This window comes from Chryseobacterium sp. JV274 (genome assembly GCF_903969135.1).
In the GTDB taxonomy this organism is placed as follows: domain Bacteria; phylum Bacteroidota; class Bacteroidia; order Flavobacteriales; family Weeksellaceae; genus Chryseobacterium.
The window spans coordinates 2547845-2570988 of sequence record NZ_LR824569.1 but is presented as its reverse complement, the minus strand read 5'-3'; the positions used below and the strand labels follow the sequence as shown (position 1 = coordinate 2570988).

Below are 23144 nucleotides of genomic sequence, written 5' to 3'. Positions count from 1 at the left end.
TGAAAAGCCTGTGAAGATTTATCCACAGGCTTATTTTGACAGCAGATCACAAAACCAGAAAACATATTCGCCGTCTTCTTCTTCAGCAGAGGTTTTAGGTTTAGGATAAGTTTTTTTAACTGTTTCCCCGATTTCAAAGTTTACCGGATTTTTGAAAATAGGTCCATCAAAAGTGAAGGTGTGAAACTCACCGTTTTCTCCGCATGGATCTACATTTTCAGGAAGATCATCTATAAATTTCTGATCAATGATTCGTCCTGCAAAGCTTTTATCCAGATAAGTTCCGTTTACACAGGTTACAATGGTTTTAAAACCAAGCTCTAAAAATTCATGGATGAGGTTGGAGGTATCTTGTTTCCAGAGGGGAAATAGAGCCTTCATACCGATGGCATTTAATTGGTCTTCCCTGTATTTTCGCAGATCTTCCAGGAAAATATCACCAAAAACGGAATGGGTAATCCCCTGAGCCTGAATTCCGGCCATTGTTTTGCTCATGATTTGCTGGTATTCTTCCATTGATGGTTCTTTGGGAAGCTCCATTTTAATTAACGAAATCCCGAGGCTTTCGGTCTGTTTTTCCAACAGAGAAACATGAACACCATGCATGGAAATCCTTTGAAATTCTTCATTAATACTTGTAAGCAAAGTAGAAATTTCATATTGATCTGCCTGTAGTATTTTATAAAGAGCAAGCGCAGAATCTTTTCCGCTGCTCCAGTTGAATAAAGCTTTTGGTTTCATTTTAAAAATAAAAAACTCCCAAAAGTAAGGAGATTTTGTGGGTTAATAATTTTTGTTTTGAATTTCTTTGATCGGAACAAATCCACCATTGAAGTAATCTATCTTCATTTCAAAAGGATAGGCTGGATTGCTCATAATCAGAACACCAATGGCACCAAAGAATGCAGCTCCAGTCAGCATCATACTTCCCGTATTGGGATTCGACCTTATTTTTCCGATAAAATAGTAATCATTATCTTTCTTTACCGCCTTGGTAAAAAGGTTTTCTATGGAAAGGTAGATGTATGGTTCTCCTTTATACACGATAGCATAGATATTATCTTTTTTGATTTCTTTTTCTTTGCCGTCTGCCATTTCATAGATTCTTACAATTTTTGGAGCATTACCGTAGAATTTGACATTTGCGATTTCTTGGTCCGGCTGTTGATTCTTTAAAGAGTTATAGTTTTTATATACTCCATCTTTCAGTTGAGGTGAATTGTAAAAACTGATTGACTGCTTGGCGGTATTATCAAAGTTCTTTACTTGTTCAATTGTATAAGAATTGGTTGTTTCTGGCTTTTTAGATGCGTTTTTACTGATGAAATCTACGAGCATTTCGCTTCCTTTTTCAAGTGTTTTTGTGGTAACATCAGTTGCTTTGATATCAATTACTGTATCGGTCTGATCCATCAAAGAGTAAGTTCCATCATTGTTTTTTGAAAACAGAAACCCCTGAAAATAGCAGTAGCCATGCTCGCTGAGTTTGGCAGTAACCTCCGCAAAGTATAATTGTTTCAGGTACAGAACCATCATTCCATCTTCGGTATCATCTCCATTGATGCTGTTCAGGATACTTTGAAATTGGCTTGATATACTGGAGGTGGGAATCACTTTAGCTTTGGCATTCAGCATTCCCTGCTGTACAATTCCTAAAGAAGTGGTATCTTCTCTTTTATCAATAAGTGTTATCATTTTATAGTAGCTTTTCTCTACTTTGTGGCTGGGAAGGCTTATAGTAAATGGTTCGGTACGTTTCTGGCTCCATAAAGCAGATGTAAGACAAATGAGGATTAAGAGCAGGGTTTTCTCAAAATTAATGTTCATGGTTATCTTTTTCATTGTTAATTAGTTTTTAAAATTAAAAATACAAAAAAACCTCAAAGAATTTCTTTGAGGTTTGATTTATAAAAAATGTATGCCCAATTACGGTTTACATATTTCTTCTGTATTTACCACCCACTTCAAATAAAGCGTTGGTAATTTGTCCTAGAGAGCAGTATTTTACAGCATCCATCATTACTTCAAATAAATTTTGCTGGTTGATGGCTGCATGCTGAAGTTGTTTCAGAGCTTCTTCAGATCTGTCGTCATTCGCTTGCTGGAAGTTGTGTAGAGATTCAATCTGTGATTGTTTTTCTTCTTCAGTAGAACGGATAACTTCCCCTGGTAAAACAGTTGGTGAGCCATCTTTTCCTAAGAATGTATTTACCCCGATAATCGGATATTCACCGGTGTGCTTCAGCCATTCGTAATGCATAGATTCTTCCTGGATTTTTGAACGCTGATACATTGTTTCCATAGCTCCAAGAACACCACCTCTTTCAGTAATTCTGTCAAATTCTGTATATACAGCTTCTTCCACAAGATCCGTTAATTCTTCAATGATAAATGATCCCTGAAGCGGATTTTCGTTTTTAGCCAGTCCTAATTCCTTGTTGATGATCAACTGAATTGCCATCGCTCTTCTTACAGATTGCTCAGTAGGAGTCGTGATCGCCTCATCATAAGCATTGGTATGAAGTGAATTACAGTTATCATAGATCGCATAAAGCGCCTGAAGAGTTGTTCTGATGTCATTGAAATCAATTTCCTGAGCGTGAAGAGAACGTCCTGAAGTTTGAATGTGATATTTCAGCATCTGGCTTCTTTCGTCAGCTCCGTATTTTAATTTCATAGCTTTTGCCCAGATTCTTCTTGCTACACGTCCGATTACCGAATACTCAGGGTCGATACCATTGGAGAAGAAGAAAGATAAGTTCGGTGCAAAATCATTGATGTCCATTCCACGGCTTAAGTAATATTCCACATAAGTGAAACCGTTGGCCAGGGTGAATGCCAATTGAGAAACTGGGTTTGCTCCTGCTTCAGCAATATGATATCCTGAAATGGAAACAGAGTAGAAGTTTCTTACTTTCTCTCGGATGAAATATTCCTGAACGTCACCCATGAGTCTAAGGGCAAATTCAGTAGAGAAGATACACGTATTCTGAGCCTGGTCTTCTTTTAAGATATCAGCCTGAACGGTACCACGAACGGTAGCAATCGTTTTAGCTTTAATTTCTGCGTATACATTTGCAGGAATTACTTCATCACCCGTTAATCCTAAAAGCTGTAATCCTAAACCATTATTGGATGGAGGAAGTTCGCCTTTATATTTTGGTCTTTCTAAACCTTTATCGTCAAATTTCTCCTTAAGTTTAGCCTCTACTTTAGCTTCTAAACCGTTTTCTTTGATATATTTTTCAACATTCTGATCAATGGCAGCATTCATAAAGAAAGCCAATAGCATCGGTGCAGGACCGTTGATCGTCATGGAAACCGAAGTCAGTGCATTAACCAGATCAAATCCGGAATACAGTTTTTTAGCATCATCCAATGTTGCAATAGAAACTCCTGCATTTCCGATTTTACCATAAATATCCGGTGGTAAAGCAGGATCCTGACCATATAAAGTTACCGAGTCAAATGCTGTGGATAAACGTTTTGCAGGCATTTCTGCAGAAACATAATGGAATCTTCTGTTGGTTCTTTCGGGACCTCCTTCTCCAGCAAACATTCTTGTCGGATCCTCACCGGTTCTCTTGAACGGATAAATTCCTGCTGTATAAGGGAAACTTCCCGGAAGGTTTTCCTGTCCTTTCCATTGGATCAGATCACCCCAGTCATTGTATTTTGGTAATGCAATTTTTGGAATTCTCAAATGAGATAAGGATTCTGTAGAAGTTTCCACCTTAATCTCTTTTCCTCTTACAAAATAAGAGTAGAATTCTTCCTGGAAAGCTTTTTTAGTATCATCCCATGTCTTCAGGAAGTCGATATTATCCTGTTGAAGATGTTTTTCTGCCTTTTGATATTCAGCCTCTAACACCTCATTGGAAATTATTTTTTTTACGCCTTCAATATGATACATTGTTCTGGCCAGCTCAGCCTGTTTTTCGATATTGATGTCGTATTGCTTGTTGTTTTCAACAATTTCAGAAAGGTAACGAACTCTTTTTGGAGGAATAATTGTTACTTCGTCTGTGATTTCCTGTTCTACGAATGTATTTAGTTTTAAATCAGCAAACTTTTCGTTTACTTTAGAAACCAATCTGTTGTAGAGTTCCGTTGTTCCGTGGTCATTAAACTGAGATGCTTTTGTAGCATATACAGGCATATCTTCTAATGGACTTTCCCATAAAAGGTGGTTTCTCTGGAACTGTTTTCTTACCGCCTGAAGAGCATCAAGAGCCCCTCTTTTGTCAGATTTATTTAATGCGACAAGATCCGCATAGTCCAACATGTCGATTTTTTCCAGCTGTGTAGACGCTCCATATTCAGGAGTCATTACATACATAGAAACATCGGCAAAATCTGATACTTCTGAACCAGACTGCCCGATCCCTGAAGTTTCAAGGATGATAACATCAGGATGAGCCAGTTTCAGTACATTCAAAGCAGAATGAATGAATGGAGAAACGGAAACGTTATTTTCTCTCGTTGCCATAGAACGCATATACACTCTAGGATCATTGATCGCGTTCATACGGATTCTGTCTCCTAATAAAGCCCCTCCGGTTTTCTTTTTTGAAGGGTCAATAGAGATAATGGCAATTTTCTTATCAGTATTTGAACGTAAGAAACGTCTTACCAATTCATCTGTTAAAGAAGACTTACCAGCTCCTCCAGTACCTGTAATACCAATAATTGGAATGGTTAAATCTTTAGACTTTTCGTCAATTGCTTTTACAAGCTCAGGTTTTTCTTCTGAGAAGTTTTCAACAGCAGAGATAATACTGGCGATGCTTGTTGAGTTTTCAAAACTGATGGCATCCAGGTCTTCTGCAGTTACATCTTTTCCTGTCGCAAAATCTGATCTGTGCACAAGATCATCAATCATTCCCTGAAGACCAAGTTCACGACCGTCATCCGGAGAATAAATTCTGTCTATTCCATAAGACATCAGATCTTTGATCTCTTCCGGAAGGATTACACCGCCACCACCGCCAAAAATTTTGATCTGTGGTGAATTTTTTTCTCTCAACAGGTCGTAGATATATTTGAAATATTCTGTGTGACCTCCCTGATATGAAGTTAATGCAATAGCATTGGCATCTTCCTGGATTGCTGTATTTACAACTTCCTCTGCTGATTTATCGTGTCCTAAATGGATCACTTCGCATCCTGTTCCCTGAATAACACGACGCATAATATTGATCGCAGCATCATGCCCATCAAATAATGAGGCAGCAGTTACGATTCTTACCTTGTTGGTTGGAGTATATTTTTGGGTTTCCATAAAAATTCTAGAAAGTTTCTAAGTTTTCAAATATAACAATAAAAAAAGAACCATGTGTTTGATTTTATTCTTTTGATTATCAATTGATTGTTTGTGTTTATTTAATTATATATCCCCTTTTTGAGCAGGATACTTTGAAAGTTGGGAAACCACAGAGTTAAAACAAGTTGCAGTGACTTCGCTTTCAAAGCTCCTCATCTTTACATTCTCAAATTAAATTCTCTACTTTTGCAGAATATTTTTACAGACATGCAAAAAGCTTTGATGTACTTTGGATTAGGAACCGTAATTAGCTTCCTGATCAACTATTTCTTTTTAAGTTCAGAGAATATCGGACTGGATATTTATTATGCTGTTGCCTTTGGTTCTGCCTGGGGACTTGCTTATTATCTTGATACACCCAATTTTTCACTACCTAAGAAATTAGGACTGTCTTTTATAGGAATGGGAATTCTTGTTCTTGTAGGAGCTTTAATTTTTAATCTTGAATTGGCAATTCCATCTATCCTGAAATTTTCTACTGTTTTCGTTGCGTATTATTTATTTGCGAGTTTCAGAGGGAATAAATCCCTTAGAAATTAATGAAGCATAATAAAGCTTAAGTACATCAGTATCATAAACATCAGAAGTAATCCGATATAGTTAATAATAAATAATAAGGAACCTTTGAGTATGCTTATTCTTTTTTTTGTTTCATATACCCTGTGATGTGCTACAAAGAAATAGATCGTCATATAGACTGCCAGTGCTATACAGGCTAAAACATATAACAGGGTAAGTATATTATTGTCCGGAAGAAAGCTTACTATCTTTTCTCCTACTATAAATACTAATATTCCTAATAAAAGGAAAGAGAAATAGTGAAGGGTAAATATACCGTGGTCAAAGTACCACCATTTTTTCTTGTTATGGAATAGCCATAAAAAGAATGCAAATATAGGAAGGTATACAAAGAGCGCTTTAGGAATCGTATGAATGAAATTGTCTTTATATTTTTCCCAGATCTGATGTTTGCTGTATCCTTCTTCCTTTAAAGAAAAAGCTTTTTCTGCCAGGGGTCTCGCTAATGAATATATCCCTGTTTTATCCTTTGCAAGTATAGAATCATACTGTTTTATTGTATAGGCATTCATAATAGACTCTTCTTTCGTATCGAACGTACGGTCAAAAAGTTCAGTCTTTTCTCGGGTGTCTTTAATTTTTAGGGTATCCAAAGTTTTTAAAGTATCCAACACCTTTTGAGTATTTGTTGCTACTTCATGGGACAGAACGCCTTCTTTTTGTAAATCTTTTACAATGTCTTGTGAAATTTCTTTTGGCTTTTTTGCCTTTGTTTCTTTTTTTATCTGGCTTGGTCTTTCTGTTTCTTCTTTGGCGTGAGGTAAGATGTTGGGTAGAAAAAATGTAATGAAGCTTATGAATATGTACAGCTTTACAGGAGCAACATACAATTGTCTTTTACCAGCCAGATATTCTTTGGTAAGTGTCCCCGGACGGGTAAACAGATACTGCATAGTTTTCCAGAACTGCCCGTCATAATGGGTGAAATCCTCAATGAAATGAGTAAAGAGAAAATGAAAGGGCTGTCTGCTTTCAATATTTTCCTGTCCGCAGTGTGGGCAAAATCTTTCATCAACCTGATGTCCGCAGTTCAGGCAGGTTTTATCATCTCTTAGTTTTCCGTGGCTCATGGATTATGAAATATGATTGACACAAATATAATTATTTCAGCGAAACTGTAATTATATTAATGTCTTTTATGGAAATCTTTAAAGTAAATTTAATAAAAGAAAGAGTTGAGGGAATGAACTCTTTGCTGTATCACTTGTGTTTTTAGAATCTTCTGAGCGTTTTTTTCATCGCCACAACATTTTACAAGATGCATGCCAAATTATAATAGTGTTAAAATCTATTGATATAGGGGTGTGTAACCATGATTATATAGATAAAATAAAATATGTTTTTGGGTTACAAAAATAATGTGTACCTTTGCACACCCTTTTAGGGGTAAATTATGTTTAATCTTTAACTAAAACGTGTGAATACATTAAGTTACAAAACTGTTTCAGCGAACAAAGCTACTGCGAATAAAGAATGGGTTGTGGTAGACGCTGAAGGACAGCCGTTAGGTAGACTAGCTTCTACGGTTGCAAAGATTTTGAGAGGTAAGCACAAAACGAACTTTACACCTCACGTAGATTGTGGTGATAACGTTATCGTTTTGAATGCTGGGAAAATTACACTTTCCGGAAACAAGTGGGCTGATAAGACTTATATCTGGCATACAGGATACCCTGGTGGACAGAAGTCTATGACTGCGGCTGAACTTCAAAAGAAAGATTCTTTAAAGGTATTAGAGAAGTCTGTAAAAGGTATGTTGCCTAAAAACAGATTAGGATCTGCTATCCTTAAGAACCTTTATTTATATGAAGGAACTGAGCACAAACATGAAGCTCAACAGCCTAAAACAATTAATGTTAACGAATTTAAATAATTAATTATGTCTATAGTTCACAAAATCGGAAGAAGAAAAACTTCTGTAGCAAGAGTTTATGTAAGACCAGGTTCTGGTGTTATTACAGTAAACGGTAAAGATGCTAAAGAATATTTCTCTACAGACGTGATGGTTTATAAATTGAACCAACCGTTTATCCTTTCTGAGACTGTTGGCCAGTATGACGTTACCGTAAACGTATTCGGTGGTGGTAATACAGGTCAGGCAGAGGCTATCAGATTGGGTATTTCAAGAGCTTTATGCGAAATCAACGCTGAATTCAGATTAGCATTGAAACCAGCTGGTTTACTTACAAGAGACGCAAGAATGGTGGAAAGAAAGAAGCCAGGTCAGAAAAAAGCAAGAAAGAGATTCCAATTCTCAAAACGTTAATTTCGGGATTCAGGATATCATACACAAGATTCAAGACTTTGCTCTCAGATCTTGGCTCATGGTTCTTGGTTCTATTTTATCTAAACAAAAAAATTGCCCGTTACGTTTAGCATCCAAACGCTTCTCCCATCTAAAGAAGTTGTTGATTGTTTAAAAGACGGAAAGTAAACTAACAAAAACAGAAAACATGGCAAAAGCAAATGTAAAAGACCTTTTAGAGGCTGGCGTACACTTCGGTCACATGACTAGAAAGTGGAACCCAAATATGGCTCCATACATTTTTATGGAGAAAAACGGTATTCACATTGTAGACTTACATAAAACAGCAGTTAAATTAGATGAAGCTTGCAGCGCTTTAGAAAAATTAACTTCTGCAGGTAAAAAAGTTCTTTTCGTAGCTACTAAGAAGCAAGCGAAAGAAGTTGTTGCAAAACACGCTTCTGAACTTAATATGCCTTATATTACAGAAAGATGGCCAGGAGGTATGTTAACGAATTTCGTTACTATCAGAAAGGCTGTAAAGAAGATGAATGCTATCGACAAAATGAAAAAAGACGGTACGTTCGAAACTTTATCTAAAAAAGAAAGATTACAAGTTGACAGACAAAGAGCTAACTTAGAAAAGAACTTAGGTTCTATCTCTGACATGGTTCGTCTTCCTTCTGCAATCTTCGTTGTAGATATCTTGAGAGAACACATCGCTGTAACTGAAGCTAAGAAATTAGGTATTCCAGTTTTCGGTATTGTTGATACAAACTCTGACCCTAGAAAAGTTGATTTCGTTATCCCAGGAAACGATGATGCTTCTAAATCTATCGATATGATCTTGAGCATTGTTTCAGAATCTATCAAAGAAGGTCAGTCTCAAAGAAAAGCTGATAAAGAAAAATCTAAAGAAGAAGGAGAAGTAGTATCTGCTGATAAAGATGCTGACTTCGATGCAGAATAATTAAAGATTTTCTTTACTATAGGAAAAACGCTGGATTTCGATCCAGCGTTTTTTTGTTGTTTATAACTAAGGTTTTTTAGGGCATACCGTTAATTCAGGGAAATCAGGATCTGTTGTTGGTACAACGACTCCAATTCTGCATACGCCGCTGCAGCACATTTCTCCCATTTCTATATTACAGCCGTCTATACAACTTCTGTATCCTCCTTTGATGGTTCTTAGCTCACTTCTTGAGACTTTTTTTAAATTTTTCATGGTTTTAGTTTTAGCTTTTTTCCTACTCTATATGCTTTTCGGATACCGCAATTATATTTCTAAATATATGGAAATATTTTTATGTGTATGATTTACAATGAGATATTTTTCATTTTACTTCGTTTAAACTTTTAATAATGGGATTTTGTGATCGCTTTTAAAGCGATGAAATGAGTCTGTTCAGACGACTTTAACGTTTTTAGTTGGTTTAGAATAAGAAAGAACATTAAAAATAAAAACCCACAGAAATCTGTGGGTCATATTTTAGTTTGAAAGCTTTATAGAATATGAGGTTGTGACAAACTTTGTAGACTGATAGGTCGAGTTACAAATAAGTCCGGATAATCTGTAGTTTTGATTTTTAGGAACCATTGTATATCCTACTTTTCCAGAGCCGATAGGGATTTTCTTGAAGAAATTATTTCCGCTTACCGTAAGTACCATGTTGCATGGAGATTTGTTTTCTACTGAAATGGAGGTTCTGGGATTTTTCGGATCATCATTGTTAAGAAGATCATTAAGAACGTCTGCTGTTTCCGGTTTATAGGTCTTTATAAGTTCGTTATATTCTCTTTCCGTATTGGCTCCGTTACCTGAATTACTGGTAGAGGAAGGGTAGGAGGTTCTTACCGGATAACTGCCATAATTTACATTACAGCTGGCAAGGATCATTGAAATCCCGGCAAAAACTAATAGTCTTTTCATACTAGTTTACTTTTTGGTTTTTCTTTTTTTCGAAGACTTCTTTACTTTGGCAGGTTCCTTTTTGGAGGGTTTTGCTTCTGTGTCAGGGAGTCTTGGATTATCAATCGTTACAAATATACTTTTTTTAATGTCTTTCTGGGAGATGTATTTCATATCGCAGATATTGCTGTTGAGCATATATGAACCCTTATTGATCACAATGAAATTTTCTCCGTGAGCGGGAACGGCAAGATTGTAATAATCTTTTCCTTCAATCCTCAGTACAATATTGCAGTCTGAATTATTTTTGAATAAGAGTATTGCTTCCTTGCGGGTAATATCTTCATTGAACATTGCATTCAGAAGTTTCACCGTTTTTTCTTTGTGCTCAGCAGAGGTTTCAGCGATGAGCTTTTTAAACTCCTCAGCATCATCTGAATGAGGGTTTCTCATGATACTTTTAGGAATATCGGAGATAATAGGCCTTGCTTCCATCGGCTTGGCTGTACGGGCTCCTTTTGTCCATTCTGCGTTTTTTAAAGCGATAAGCTTAGGTTTTAGCACGCTTTTCTTTGGATCATCAGGATGGGTGTTCTTAATATACTCTTCAATTTCTTTAATATCAATGCTTTTCAGGATGTCATTACCTCCTTTTTTCTGAGCAGATATTGAGTTGGGGAACAAAAATGTGAAGAATAAAAAGAAAACAGGGAAAAGTTTTTTTTTCATCAATTATTATTTTACTTCATCAGCTTATCCGGAATTTAATGTAAGTAATTGTTTTTCCTTTCGCTGAGAAAAGTTCTTCATAATAGGTTTTAATGTCTCTAAGGTGCTCCGTATCAGGGTCATATTCTGGTGCTCCGTAGATATCATGATGGGCACTAATGATTTCATAGCCAGCCCCCTGCAGATATCCCAGTGTATATCCATGTAAAAATTCTGAATCAGTTTTTAAATGAATAATACCGCCAGGCTTCAGAAACTTTTTGTATCGGTTTAAGAAATCAGGGTGAGTCAATCTGTGCTTTGTTCTTCTGTATTTGATCTGTGGATCCGGGAATGTAATCCAGATTTCATCTACTTCATTTTCAGCAAAAAAATGATCAACAAGCTCGATCTGTGATCTCAGAAAAGCCACATTATTCATGTTGCTGTCTACCGCTTCTTTAGCTCCAAACCAGAATCTTGCCCCTTTAATATCAATTCCGATAAAGTTTTTTTCAGGAAATGTTTTTGCGAGTCCTACAGAATATTCTCCTTTTCCACAACCTAATTCCAATACAATTGGATTGTCATTTTTGAAGAAATTTTCTCTCCATTTTCCCTTAAGTTTAAAACCTTGTAAGGCATCTTCCCTTGTAGGTTGGATTACATTTGGTAATATTTTGTTTTCTGCAAATCTTGCTAATTTATTCTTGCCCATTGAGTTATAAAATGAGTGCAAAAATAGTGAAAATTTATGGAGAATCTCTGTCTTTTGAAAGTAAAAGACAGAGAGATAATCCGTGTATGATTGTAGCTACTGGCTTCCTAAAGCCACCATAATAGGTCTTTCAATTGTTTTTTGTGAAGCATATTGAGCACCACAAACCAGGCTGGTGAAAAGATACTGGCCTTTTTCTATAACAATTGAACCTTCACCCTGAGCAGGTACTGCCAGTCTGTACTTGGTTGTACCTACACCTTCCATTCTTACAATGATATTACAATCTGATTTATTTTGAATCAGAACAATACATTCTTTAGAATTGGGGTCATTATCAAACAAAGAGTTGAGGATTTTTACCGTTTTATTTTTGTGCTCTATGGGAGATACAGTCATAAGCATATTGAATTCTTCTGCTTCAGCATTGGGAATTGCTGTATTGGCTGAAGCATTTACAACAAATGTATTCTGTGCGGTGCTCGGAGTATAAGCAGTGCTAGGCTGTTTTGCAGCTAATTCGGCCTTGTATTTGGCAATTTGCTTCTGCTTGATGATCGCATTCATTTCATCAAAGGTGATCTTTGTGGAAGGTCTTCTCCTTAGCATGGCAAGCATTTCCTGCATATCTTTTACTTTCTGATCGGCTGGATGTGCATCTTTGATGTATTCTTTCATCATATCCATTACCCTTGGTTTCAGAACAGATCTCCGCGGATCATCAGGATGGGCATCTCTTAAGAAGGCATTGATTTCATAGATATTCTTACTTTTCAGAATATTACTATAGTCTTTCCCTTTTTTTTGAGCAGACATAGTAAAGAAAAACATACAGCAAAGAAGTAAAAGTACTTGTTTCATTAATTAATATTAAGTTAAAAAATAGGTGCTTCTCTCTTAATTTGCGTTTTGGGTTGGTTAGTTTTTATTTGGATAACGAAATACAAGTGTTTTTATTTTTAAACACCTGTTTGTGAGATAAAATTAAACATATTTTTGAATATTGAAGAATGATATGTAATAAAAGTTGAATAATCTGTATTGGATGTAGTGTGGAAGGGTTATACCACGGAATTTCTGTTTATTTCAAAAAAAATAATCCATGTGAAAGACATGGATTATTTATATATATTGGAATTATTTCTTTAATTACTGCTTACAACTTCCTGAAGATGTGAACTTCTAAGTCTCTTCTGATAGATTGGCAGATATTTTTCAATAGGAATCTTTATGGCTTCAAAATTTCCGGCCAATACATAAGCCTGAATATTTTCAGAAGTATAAACGAATTGAAGGAAATTATCAATTAAATTCTCAGGAATTTTAAACCTTGTGAAATAATCTTTCCCCAGATAGTTTTTGATCTGTGTAACGGAACTGTTCATTCTTTCGTATTCCTGATAACGCTGTTTTTTCTTTCTCTCACCGGAAAGAATATCATAGATACTTTCAAGACTGAAGGTAAGCCCGCCATCTCGCAATCCGGCAACAGGAAGTTCAGGAGGAGTTCCGTCACCTTTGGGCTCCGGAAGCCCGATTACTTTCTTAAGAGCATGTGCTTTGTCTTCTTTTCTTAAAGAATTGACATCATACCGAAGGTTTCCGGTAGGTTTGAACCTGCTGAGTACAATTTCCTGAATTTCATAGTACGCAATTTTTAGCTCAACCAGATTTTTTTGTGTCATAGATTGAGGCGTGAGCTTAATATCTTTTCTTTCCGTAACAATAGAAGTAAACCGGATCACATCTCCGGTATTGGCAGGGATATTAAAATTACCATTAAAGTCCGTAAGAACGGTTTTCTGGGTATTTAGGTTAGTGACATATACCTGATTGAGATATAAAATAGAGTTGTCTCTCAGAAATACCTCTCCGGAATATATTTGAGCATTAATTTTTGCCAGAAAAACCAATAGCAGTAGAGTAAACAGTTTCTTCATATAATGCGCAAAATTACATAGAAATATAGCAATTTTGTCTAGTTAGATGAAGAATAGTGGTTAAAGTTATATTAAACTTTAACATTAAACTGTTAAGGACTGTTAGAAATTTACAGTTGCCTTAAAAAAGTGTGTATATAAGTAAAGAAGCCGGAAGAAAGCACCGCTGAAAATTCAGCTTTCTTTCTTCCGGCTTCTTTTTTACCTATGTTTTACAAGCAGCCAGCTTGAATATTTTACAGTGAGGGAAGAACCATACTCTGTCCAGGTGATAAAATACCAATAGGTTGCTGTAGGGACATATCTTCCACCTATTCTTCCGTCCCAGGTATATCTGTTTTCAGGAGTTCCTCTGAAGACTTCCGCACCGTACCGGTCAAAGATCCTGAATACAAGATTATCATTGGCCATTAAAGCAGAATAGTCTATTCCTTCGTTATAACCATCTCCATTCGGAGTAATTGTGTTGATCAGGTTAATAATGGCAAATGGTTTCTTTACTTCTTCACACATTTTAGAGTCTCTTACAAATACATTGTGCGCTCCTCTTGGTACATTGTAGAATACATTGGAACTCTGCCATACCACACCATCCAAAGAATATTCATAAGGCGGGATACCACCACTTACTCCGACTTTTACCGTTGTACCATCAATTTCAATAGACGTAATCATAGGAAGCGGCAATTCTGTAACATTCACATATTGTTTGTAAACACAGCCATTGAAGGTAAGCTCTACCCAATAACTTCCAGGGGCAACATTGGTGATGGAAGGGGTAGTAGCTCCCGTGCTCCACAAGTATCTTTCAAAGCCAGGTCCTGCATCCAGTGTGGTAGTGGTTTTCGGACAAATGGCTTTATCTTGTAATACATCCGACTTTTTAGGAATTTTAATGTTGATTTTAAGAGTCCCTACTTCCGGACAAACCCCATTTTTTTCAAAACGGATATAATAGATTTGTGAATTTGTAATATTAACAGGTGATGAAACGATGTTCACATTATTCTGAGCATCCGCCAAGGTTGCATGAAAAGTGAAAGTAACATTGGGATCTAAAGTAAACTGGGGGATAAACTGAGCCAAGTTCACACTTTTTATTCCATCCAGGTCATCATCACAAACACTTTCCGTAACAGTTTTGGTAATTAATGTTACTTTAGCTCCGATACTGAACTGTAAAGGCTTGATCACAGAAGCACAGCCATCCGGAGAATCTACTCTGATGTAAATGGTAGTTGTTGCGGTATAACTCCAGCTGTTAGGAAGAGTATTATTGTTTCCTGCGTTAGCATCCGCCAGATTTGCATAATATCTTACATTGGTAAAATAATTAGGATTATTAAGTACAATAGGAGTGACATTGGAAAGGATGAGAGTAACAGTTCCGTCCAGGTTATCATCACAGAAAATACCATTGTAGTTGTCCAGGACAATCGCTTTATTGTAAAGAGACAATGTGATCTGCGCGATACTTTTACATCCAATATTGTTCTTTACAACAGCATATATGATTGTTCCATTAGGTGCAGGATAAGCTGTAGTATTGGTGATCAATGCTGCGGCATTTTCATTCTGAGCATCCAGAAGAGTAGGATAGTAAGTAATTGTAACGGGGGAGTTATTAGTAATATTTGCTGTCGTCAAATTGAATGTTCCCTGTCCGTTGATATCACAGGCAAATAATGTTGTATTCATTACTGTAAGCGCCTGAATATTGATGGTAACTGTTATTGTTTCACAATCCGGAAAGTCCGGATCATTTCCGCAGAATGTATAAGTGAATGTATCTGTTCCTGATGTACCGGGAGTATTTACAGTATAAGTAATGATTCCTGTAACAGGGTTTATCACAGCAGTACCCAAAGAAGGAGCTGTTGTAATCGCTACCGTGCCAGGAACAGGAGTTTGTGATGAAGTACTGAAGGTAGGTGTTATAGTCTGTGAAGTGCATACATTGTAGGAAGCATTGCTGAGTTTTGTACAATTCAGAACCTTAAATTTTTCAGTAATTAAAGGTGCGCAGCTTCCCATTGTTACAGAACAGGTATAATTTCCGGGTAGTGTAGGGGTAATTGAAGATGCCGTAGCTCCCGGAACAAGTGTGCCGTTTCTATACCATTGATAAGTGTCATAGATAAGTGGATCCACAGTAAGAACAATACCAGGAATACAGCCGTCGCCTGATTGTAAGATAACGGGCTGCGTAGGAAAACCGGCGAAAAAACCTCCATATCCTACGGCATCACTTCCGGCAGTTATGCCTGCCATAATGGCCTTGTTTGAAACCACAGTAATAGTACCCGTCACATTGGGAATTCCATAAGTAACCCAGTTGGTAGTTCCGGTCATATTGTAAGGACCTGTTACCGCAGGAGGATTGGCTCCATTTACTGTAATAATCGCTCCCCTTTCTGTTATAAGATTTAGTTTTGTTGGGATGTTCAGAATACCGCTGGGATTACCATTGGAATGAACAAAATTTTCATTGATAAGCCCCAGTTCATTAATCTGTTTCGGAAGGTAGCAGTTCAAAGCCGGAATGAAATTGAATCCTCCGGTAGCCGTTTCATTTCCCGAATTTGAATCTCCGGCTAAAATCTGGTAGACATAAGCATTTTTTGATGTTTTTAGATATAAATTATAATGTCCGTTTCCCTGAAGGATATATTTGGAATCAGGAATAACGAAGTATTTTCCTGCATTAATGGTAGCTACGGGAGGTATTTCATTATTGACAAAGATCTGAGTGTTGTCCTCTGTAGCAATAACGACAGCGCCTTCCATATTGGAACCAAGCGGGCCGTTACCTTTTACAAGGGCAAATTCATTTCCAAGCCTGTTGACAGGTACTGCCTGGTCCATTAAAATATCAGAACTGGAGGGGAAATTTCCTGCATATTGCCCGTTAAAATTTCCATTGGTAACATTGACAGGTTTGTTTGAAATAATTTTAGAGCCGATGAAACCATCAAAGTTTCCTGCTATATCCCCCATTCCGTCAATGATGTAAGACTGTCCCTTATTTAAAGTGAAAGTCATTGTCGGATTGGTGGCTCCTGTTGTTCCATTAGAAAACTGAACGGCAGGGTTGTATCCGGAAATGGTAACGGTTGTGTTATCTTCAGTTGCCAGTACACTGGTCATGAAGTTCAGAATATTGTTGCTCACCGTAATAGGAGCGGAGGCTGCATAAAATGTTTTTCCTGTGGAAGGAATCCCTTTGGAAGTGATAATTTCTGCGTGGTTGAATACCGAGAACCTTAAATTGGCATAAAAAGGAAATTCTGCTTTAAGATATAACCCTTTGGTTGTAGGGGTAAATAAATCCGTCTGCTGTGTGGTAATTATATAATTCCTTAGTACATCGAATTTCTGTGGATTATTTTTACTGATGTTCACCGTTCCGATGAGAACATTATTGTTATAAATATTTACAGGAAAAGGAGTTGTTCTGCTGGTGGATAAATACAGTTTCTGATAAGGATTGGGAGCGCCGGTCCTGTCTACCATCGGAGAAAACCAATGCTCTCGGTCCAATTGGGCAAAAGCAGAGGTGAAAATATAAAATATAAATAAAAAAGATAGAATTTTCTTCATTCAGTAGTAGTATTTATCACAAATTTAATAATAAAAAGTATTAAATGCTTGAAAATGTAATAAAAAAGCCACGATTATGAAATCGTGGCTTACCATTATGGTTTTAACTAATTATTACTCTCTGTTTTTAACAAGAATCCAACCTGTATATTTTATTGGAGTCTTTTCTTTATTGGATTCAGTCCAGTTGATATGATACCAATATGTTCCTGTTCCAAGTTTCTTATCAAAGTGTTTTCCGTCCCATCTGTAGTTGTTGAATTTATTTCCGGTAAATACCATATTTCCATATCTGTCATATACTACAAAACTTAGGTTTTCTTTATAAGCAAGCTCACTGTAATCTATATAGTCATTTACGTTATCTCCATTAGGAGTAATGGCATTCAATAGATTAGGAACTGTAATTTCTACCTCAGTAGGAGTACAGTTATAGAAGTCTTTTACATAGAAAGTATGTTGTCCTCTTGTTAAGCCTGTGAAGGTATTTGAATCCTGCCAGTTAGCAGTTCCGTCAACGGCATATTTATAAGGTGCTTTACCTCCGCTTACAATTACTGTTGCGGTATTGTTGTTGAGCTCAATCGTTTGGATTACCGGATCTTCAACTTTTTTAACTTTTACTGTCTGAGTAAGGAAACATCCGTTCTTACCAAGTATTACCGTGTATTCTCCAACACCTATATCTCTGATACCTGAAGTGGTAGCGCCTGTGCTCCATTGGTAAGAGTCATATCCGGAACCAGCATCCAGGTTGGTTTTAGCATCCATACAGATATATTGATCTACCAATATCGGAGATTTTTTGATTGGAAGTACAATTAATTCGATTTTTGCATTTGCTGTACATCCTTCAGCAGTTGTTACTTTCACATATACAAATCCTCCTGTTGAAGGGAAGTTATCTGGTGTTGTGATTTCATTGATACCTGCAGTAAGGTCATTCAGAGTACGGTAGTATTTTTTAGTAACGGCATTATAATCTGTTACTTTAGCTTTCGTAAGATCAAAATAAGCGTATGGAGCTACATCATACCAGCATGCCTTAATAGAAGTATCCGTTACAATGAATGGTACTACAGTAAGGTTTAGTGTTATCTGCTCACAATCTGTAAACTCAACTGAGTTTCCACAGAATTTATAAACTATTTTATCAGGTCCTAAATATCCAGGATTTGGGGTATAAGTGATTGTTCCGTTTGGATTAACCACTGCTGTTCCTTTTGTAGGAGGAGTTAAAATTACTACGGTAGTCGGTACCACAGTCTGTGTTGACGAAGTAAACGCAGGGGTAATAATTTTAGTAGAACAAGCATTAAGCGCTTGAGTTGTTTCCTTTAAACAGGTTTGTACTTTATAGATAGGAGTTGTCACAGGAGGGCATGTTCCCATTGTTACTTTTACGGTATAATTTCCTGATTGTGTAGGAGTATAGGTATAAGAAGTTGCACCCGGAATAATTACTCCGTCACGGTACCATTGGTATGTTTCATACCCATCATCAAGTTCAAGAACGATTCCCGGTACACATTCACCTGTCTTTTTAGCAATTACAGGGATAGATGAGAATCCGGCAAAGTAACCTCCGTATCCTGCGGAACTAAATCCTCCGTTGATACCTGCTGTTACAGCCTTTGTAGAAGTAATTTTAATATTTCCTGTTACTCCGGTGATCCCATACGTTACCCAGTTAGTATTTCCTGCTACCGGATAGGGGCCGTCTGTCGCTGCAACTGGGTTATCATTTACCATTACTGTTGCTCCTGTCTCTGTTAAAATATTTAATTTTACAATAATATCCTGAACAGCACTGGCTCCTCCTGTACCAATAGGCATTTCATTGATCTTTCCGATTTCATCAATTTTTCTCGGAAGGAAACAGTTCAATGGGGGTATATAGTTGAATCCGTTCGTAGCATCACTTCCCATAATTCCAATAAATTGGTATAGGTATACATTTTTAGTAGTAGAAATGAACATATTTGAATGCCCTGAAGTACCTTGAGCCACATAGCTGGTTTCATTTATTCTGTACCATTCTCCGGCAGCAAGTGTCGCAACAGAAGTACCACCTCCATTTAAAAACACATCAGTATTATCTTCAGTGGCAACAATAAGCCCTCCTTCCATATTTAGGTTAGGAGCAGTAGACCTTGTTTTTACCATTGCAAAAGTATTTCCAAGCCTGTCAACAGGTACAGACTGATCCAGAACCGGATCACTTCCTGAAGGGGCAGTGGAGAAGTTAGCATTACAGCTTCCGTTGGTAAGTGTTACCGGTTTGTCAGCAACTATTTTTGCACCGATAAAGCCTGTCTTGTTTGCAGACTGAGTTCCGGATCCTGCAAGAATGAAAGATTGTCCTTTCTGCAATGTAAAAGATTGAGTGTTACCAGTAGGAGTTCCATTGATAAAAACTACTCCGGCAGTAGGGTTCCATGAAACGGTTACATTGGTATTATCTTCAGTGGCAAGTACACCTGCTGTAAAGTTTTGAATACTGCTGGTATTGGTATTGGGAGCAGTAGCAACAAAGAATGTTTTTCCAATTCCTGCCCTTCCTTTACTGGTAATTACTTCCCCGTGAACACTTTGAGCAAGTCTTAAACTGCAGTAGAAAGGTTTTGCTGCTTTTAGATAAAGTCCTTTATTGCCCACATTGAATGCATCAGTAGAGGTACCTGTAGAAATAAGGCTGTTAGTAACCTTATAGGTTTGTGGGTTAGTTTTACTGATGGTAACCGTAGTAACTACGGCGTTATTATTGTAAATGGTTACATCAATGGGAGTTGGTGAATCAGTGGATAGGTATAGCATATTGTTATACCCTCCGACACTGTCATAATAAGGAGCAATCCAATGCTCGGTATCCCTTTGTGCAAAGAGTGTATTAATTGTAAAAAAAATTAATACCAAACTGAGTAGAAATCTTTTCATGTGTATGGAATTAGGATTTCTACAAAATTAAAATAAAAAATGAAATACTTTTAATAAAATGTAAATAAATGTTAAAAAAATATTACCAATTTTTAAATAAATGCCATCTTGAATATGAAACTGGTAATTCGATTTCAAATCAGTCTGTCTGATAATATGTAAATATATCTCTTTATTAGGACTTATTTTATTCGATTTTCCGATGAATACAATTTTATCAGAAAGGCTTATAAATGGATGCTCTTTACCGGCCAGCAGCTTCAATGGTGAGATTCTGCTTAATTCCGCCCGATATCAGTTTGTGTAATATTGTAGTTGAAGGGTTTTGTGAATAAAAAAATCCCGGTGAAATTCACCGGGATTCAATATTTTTTTGAAGATAATAAGCTTATAGGCTTACTCTTACAAATCCTGTTACTTTTAGATCTGCATTTACAGATTTTACATAATCAGCAACTGAGATACTTCCGTCTTTAATGAAGTCCTGGTGTACCAAAGTGTTATCTTTGTAGAATCTCTGCATTTTACCTTTAAGGATATTGTCGATAATGTTAGCAGGCTTACCTTCTTCAGTAAGTTTATGTCTTTCGATCTCTAATTCTTTATCAATAGTCTCCTGAGAAACTCTTGTTTCGTCCAAAGCAATTGGGTTCATAGCAGCAACCTGCATAGAAACAGCTTTAGCAGCTTCGTCAGCTCCGTCTACTTTAGCAGAAAGAGAAGAGATTGCAGCGATTTTGTTTCCAGCGTGGATGTAAGCTCCTAAGAAATCTCCCTGGATTCTTTCGAAAGATCCGATTTCGATTTTCTCACCGATAACTCCTGTTTGCTCTACTAATTTCTCAGCAACAGTCATTCCGTGGAAATCAGTAGCTAAAAGCTCTTCTTTAGTAGCAGCGAAGATAGCCATCTCAGCTAATTCGTAAGCTAGCTCGATGAAAGCTTCATTTTTAGCAACGAAGTCAGTTTCGCAGTTTAGAGAGATAACTACACCTAAAGTGTTGTCTTCGTTTACTCTTGCGATTACTGCACCTTCAGCAGATTCTCTGTCAGCTCTGTTAGCAGCAACTTTTTGTCCTTTTTTTCTAAGGATATCTACCGCTTTTTCGAAGTCTCCTTCAGCTTCAACTAGAGCTTTCTTGCAGTCCATCATACCTGCACCTGTTTGGTTTCTCAATTTTGCTACGTCTGCAGCAGCTGGTGTATAAGACATAATATCTATTATTTTTTTTATTTAAGATTAGTATTAATTTTTAGCTTAAATTTAGAGCAGTGCAAAGATAATGATTTTAATGATAAACTAAAAAATGACTTTTCACGTTATTAATATATTTAATACTATTTTAAAGATTTGATTAATGAAAAAAATCTTATTCCTTCTATTTATATGCATTTTCTCACTTGGTTTTTCCCAAAAAAAGAAAAAAACAAAATCTAAAGCTGTTGTTGAAAAAGAAACTGTAATTATCTATACAGAGCAGGAAGCTGAGATTTCAAAAGAAGCCAGAGTAATTGCAGGCTTTTTGAAGCAGAATCCTGGACATGCTAAAACTGATTATTTTAAAAGAAAACTTATTGATATTATTATGGCAGGTAATTCTCCGGAAGCAAAACCTACAATTAGACCAATCAGTAAAGAAAAAATTGAAAATATCGTTAAGAATAATGAGTTAAACAGCGGTAAAACACTTGCTGCAAATAAAACTTATACAGCGAATGGCAAGCCTGTTTCTAATAATACAGCAGCTGCTATTGAAGCTTTAAAAGAAGAAAGAAGAACAACTACGTTTGCATCGGTAGGTTCTGCCGGCTCAGCAAAAAGTGCCGGTACTTCTACAGGAGCATCTAAAGCAGGCCCAAGTGAAGAAAATAAAAGAACAGCAGCAATGCTTACCCATCTTTTTAATAATGACACTAGCAAAAATGAAGCTTATATCAATATTAAAAACAGATCTACCTGCAATCTTATTGTAAAGATAAGCGGTAAAAAATATTATAATCTGAGTGTTCCTGCAAAAGGAGAGAACTTTATTCTGGTAGATAAAGGAGAGTATGTCATGACAACAATGGTATGTGATGCCAAATATTCTGCTTTGAAAAAGATTAGCCAGGATATTGAAATAGCACTTAATGTTGCAGATTAGAATAGAAGAAAGCTAAAGTAAAAAAGGTTAAGAAGAAATTCTTAACCTTTTTATTTTTATCCTTTAAACTGACCCATCGCAATGAATTTATCTTGTCTCTGGGTTTCAAGCTCCTGTCCTGTAAATTTGGAGAAAGCTTTGATGTTTTGTAAAATTGAATTTTTCAGATTTAGGTAGGTAGTCTCCTGATCATACTGAGCTCCACCAAGTGGTTCCTCAATGATTCCGTCGATGAACTTTTCTCTTAAGGCATCTGCTGGAGTAAGGTTCAATGCATTGGCTGCATCTTCCTTGTGATCCCAGTTTCTCCATAAGATAGAAGAGCAACTTTCCGGTGCAATTACAGTATACCATGTATTTTCCAACATATACACTTTATTTCCAACACCTATTCCTAATGCACCACCACTGGCACCTTCTCCAATGATGTAAGTGAAGATAGGAGTTTTCAGCTGAACCATTTCAAAAATATTTCTTGCAATAGCTTCTCCCTGTCCTCTTTCTTCAGCTTCCAATCCTGGATATGCTCCCGGTGTATCTACCAAAGTTACCACAGGAATATTGAATTTTTCAGCAAGCTTCATTAGTCTTAAAGCTTTTCTGTATCCCTCAGGATTTGGCATCCCAAATCTTCTGTACTGTCTTTCTTTAGTTGTTCTTCCTTTTTGAGTCCCTATGATCATTACTTTTTGACCATCAAGGGTAATCAATCCTCCAATCATTGCCGGATCATCAGCGAAATTTCTATCTCCATGAAGTTCTAAGAAACTGCCTTTGTCTGCCATTCCGTTGATATAATCCAATGTATAAGGACGATCCGGGTGACGGGACAGTTGTACTCTTTGCCAAGGTGTAAGATTTCCATAGATTTCTTTTTTCTTTTCTAAAATCTTATCCTCAATCTGGCTGCATGCTAATTTTACATCAACACCACTTTCTTCTCCTACTAAAGAACACGTCTGGTATTGATCCATCAATTCTTTGATAGGAAGTTCGAAACTTAAATATTCCATTTCTTGAAGTAAATTAAATCTTTCAAAT

The 23144-nt window shown here is 36.6% G+C and carries 19 protein-coding genes; 5 read left to right on the top strand and 14 right to left on the bottom strand.

The window, feature by feature from the left end:
- Window positions 1-30: 30 nt before the first annotated feature.
- From CHRYMOREF3P_RS11925 to CHRYMOREF3P_RS11915, 3 genes are all read right to left on the bottom strand, one after another.
- Window positions 31-741: a diphthine--ammonia ligase gene (locus CHRYMOREF3P_RS11925; protein WP_180564711.1), complete on the bottom strand. Its 711-nt coding sequence runs from the start codon at window positions 739-741 to the stop codon at window positions 31-33.
- 42 nt (window positions 742-783) lie between these two features.
- On the bottom strand, window positions 784-1842 hold the full coding sequence (locus tag CHRYMOREF3P_RS11920; protein ID WP_180564710.1) for a hypothetical protein: 1059 nt from the start codon (window positions 1840-1842) through the stop codon (window positions 784-786).
- 91 nt (window positions 1843-1933) lie between these two features.
- Window positions 1934-5281, bottom strand: a complete 3348-nt coding sequence (locus CHRYMOREF3P_RS11915; protein WP_077418786.1) for a methylmalonyl-CoA mutase family protein — start codon at window positions 5279-5281, stop codon at window positions 1934-1936.
- Between the two features lie 249 nt (window positions 5282-5530).
- Here CHRYMOREF3P_RS11915 and CHRYMOREF3P_RS11910 point away from each other — a divergent pair, with 249 nt between their 5' ends.
- The gene (locus CHRYMOREF3P_RS11910) at window positions 5531-5863 is read left to right on the top strand and encodes a hypothetical protein (protein ID WP_077419348.1); all 333 of its coding nucleotides are present in this window, start codon (window positions 5531-5533) and stop codon (window positions 5861-5863) included.
- Here CHRYMOREF3P_RS11910 and CHRYMOREF3P_RS11905 read toward each other — a convergent pair.
- Window positions 5860-6972 (bottom strand): DUF3667 domain-containing protein, encoded by a 1113-nt coding sequence (locus tag CHRYMOREF3P_RS11905; RefSeq protein WP_077418787.1) that lies wholly within the window; start codon window positions 6970-6972, stop codon window positions 5860-5862. The two genes, CHRYMOREF3P_RS11910 and CHRYMOREF3P_RS11905, sit on opposite strands and share 4 nt — an antisense overlap.
- 347 nt (window positions 6973-7319) lie before the next feature.
- Here CHRYMOREF3P_RS11905 and rplM point away from each other — a divergent pair, with 347 nt between their 5' ends.
- The 3 genes from rplM to rpsB all read left to right on the top strand — a co-directional run bounded on the left by rplM (window position 7320) and on the right by rpsB (window position 9117).
- Window positions 7320-7775, top strand: a complete 456-nt coding sequence (rplM, locus tag CHRYMOREF3P_RS11900) for a 50S ribosomal protein L13 (protein ID WP_047385928.1) — start codon at window positions 7320-7322, stop codon at window positions 7773-7775.
- A gap of 6 nt (window positions 7776-7781) precedes the next feature.
- A complete protein-coding gene (gene rpsI / locus CHRYMOREF3P_RS11895; protein WP_047385930.1) occupies window positions 7782-8168 on the top strand; it encodes a 30S ribosomal protein S9 in 387 nt (128 codons plus the stop codon).
- A 187-nt stretch (window positions 8169-8355) separates the two neighbouring features.
- Window positions 8356-9117, top strand: coding sequence for a 30S ribosomal protein S2 (gene rpsB, locus CHRYMOREF3P_RS11890; RefSeq protein ID WP_047373581.1), 762 nt, complete (start codon window positions 8356-8358; stop codon window positions 9115-9117).
- 66 nt (window positions 9118-9183) lie between these two features.
- Here rpsB and CHRYMOREF3P_RS11885 read toward each other — a convergent pair whose 3' ends face one another.
- The 9 genes from CHRYMOREF3P_RS11885 to tsf form a co-directional block, all read right to left on the bottom strand.
- The gene (locus CHRYMOREF3P_RS11885; RefSeq protein ID WP_139348586.1) at window positions 9184-9372 is read right to left on the bottom strand and encodes a bacteriocin-like protein; all 189 of its coding nucleotides are present in this window, start codon (window positions 9370-9372) and stop codon (window positions 9184-9186) included.
- 264 nt (window positions 9373-9636) lie between these two features.
- Window positions 9637-10077 (bottom strand): DUF6759 domain-containing protein, encoded by a 441-nt coding sequence (locus CHRYMOREF3P_RS11880; protein ID WP_077418788.1) that lies wholly within the window; start codon window positions 10075-10077, stop codon window positions 9637-9639.
- A 6-nt stretch (window positions 10078-10083) separates the two neighbouring features.
- Entirely contained in the window at window positions 10084-10785 is a 702-nt protein-coding gene (locus tag CHRYMOREF3P_RS11875; RefSeq protein WP_180564709.1) for a DUF6759 domain-containing protein, read from the bottom strand.
- Window positions 10786-10804: 19 nt separating this feature from the next.
- Window positions 10805-11482 (bottom strand): tRNA (guanosine(46)-N7)-methyltransferase TrmB, encoded by a 678-nt coding sequence (trmB, locus tag CHRYMOREF3P_RS11870; protein ID WP_077418790.1) that lies wholly within the window; start codon window positions 11480-11482, stop codon window positions 10805-10807.
- 96 nt (window positions 11483-11578) lie between these two features.
- Window positions 11579-12343 carry a DUF6759 domain-containing protein gene (locus CHRYMOREF3P_RS11865; protein WP_077418791.1) on the bottom strand — a complete coding sequence of 255 codons (765 nt, stop codon included), beginning with the start codon at window positions 12341-12343 and terminating at the stop codon, window positions 11579-11581.
- Between the two features lie 284 nt (window positions 12344-12627).
- Window positions 12628-13422, bottom strand: coding sequence for a hypothetical protein (locus CHRYMOREF3P_RS11860; RefSeq protein WP_077418792.1), 795 nt, complete (start codon window positions 13420-13422; stop codon window positions 12628-12630).
- Between the two features lie 201 nt (window positions 13423-13623).
- On the bottom strand, window positions 13624-17022 hold the full coding sequence (locus tag CHRYMOREF3P_RS11855; RefSeq protein WP_180564708.1) for a T9SS type B sorting domain-containing protein: 3399 nt from the start codon (window positions 17020-17022) through the stop codon (window positions 13624-13626).
- Window positions 17023-17136: 114 nt separating this feature from the next.
- Window positions 17137-19959: a gliding motility-associated C-terminal domain-containing protein gene (locus tag CHRYMOREF3P_RS11850; RefSeq protein ID WP_077418793.1), complete on the bottom strand. Its 2823-nt coding sequence runs from the start codon at window positions 19957-19959 to the stop codon at window positions 17137-17139.
- A gap of 388 nt (window positions 19960-20347) precedes the next feature.
- Complete coding sequence (gene tsf, locus CHRYMOREF3P_RS11845; protein ID WP_047385945.1) at window positions 20348-21172, bottom strand: translation elongation factor Ts; 825 nt, start codon at window positions 21170-21172, stop codon at window positions 20348-20350.
- 145 nt (window positions 21173-21317) lie between these two features.
- Between tsf and CHRYMOREF3P_RS11840 the strand changes: the two genes are divergently transcribed.
- Window positions 21318-22103, top strand: a complete 786-nt coding sequence (locus CHRYMOREF3P_RS11840) for a DUF6759 domain-containing protein (RefSeq protein ID WP_077418794.1) — start codon at window positions 21318-21320, stop codon at window positions 22101-22103.
- A 56-nt stretch (window positions 22104-22159) separates the two neighbouring features.
- Here the strand turns inward: CHRYMOREF3P_RS11840 and CHRYMOREF3P_RS11835 are convergent, their stop codons facing one another.
- Window positions 22160-23116 (bottom strand): acetyl-CoA carboxylase carboxyltransferase subunit alpha, encoded by a 957-nt coding sequence (locus CHRYMOREF3P_RS11835; protein ID WP_047385949.1) that lies wholly within the window; start codon window positions 23114-23116, stop codon window positions 22160-22162.
- Window positions 23117-23144: the final 28 nt, after the last annotated feature.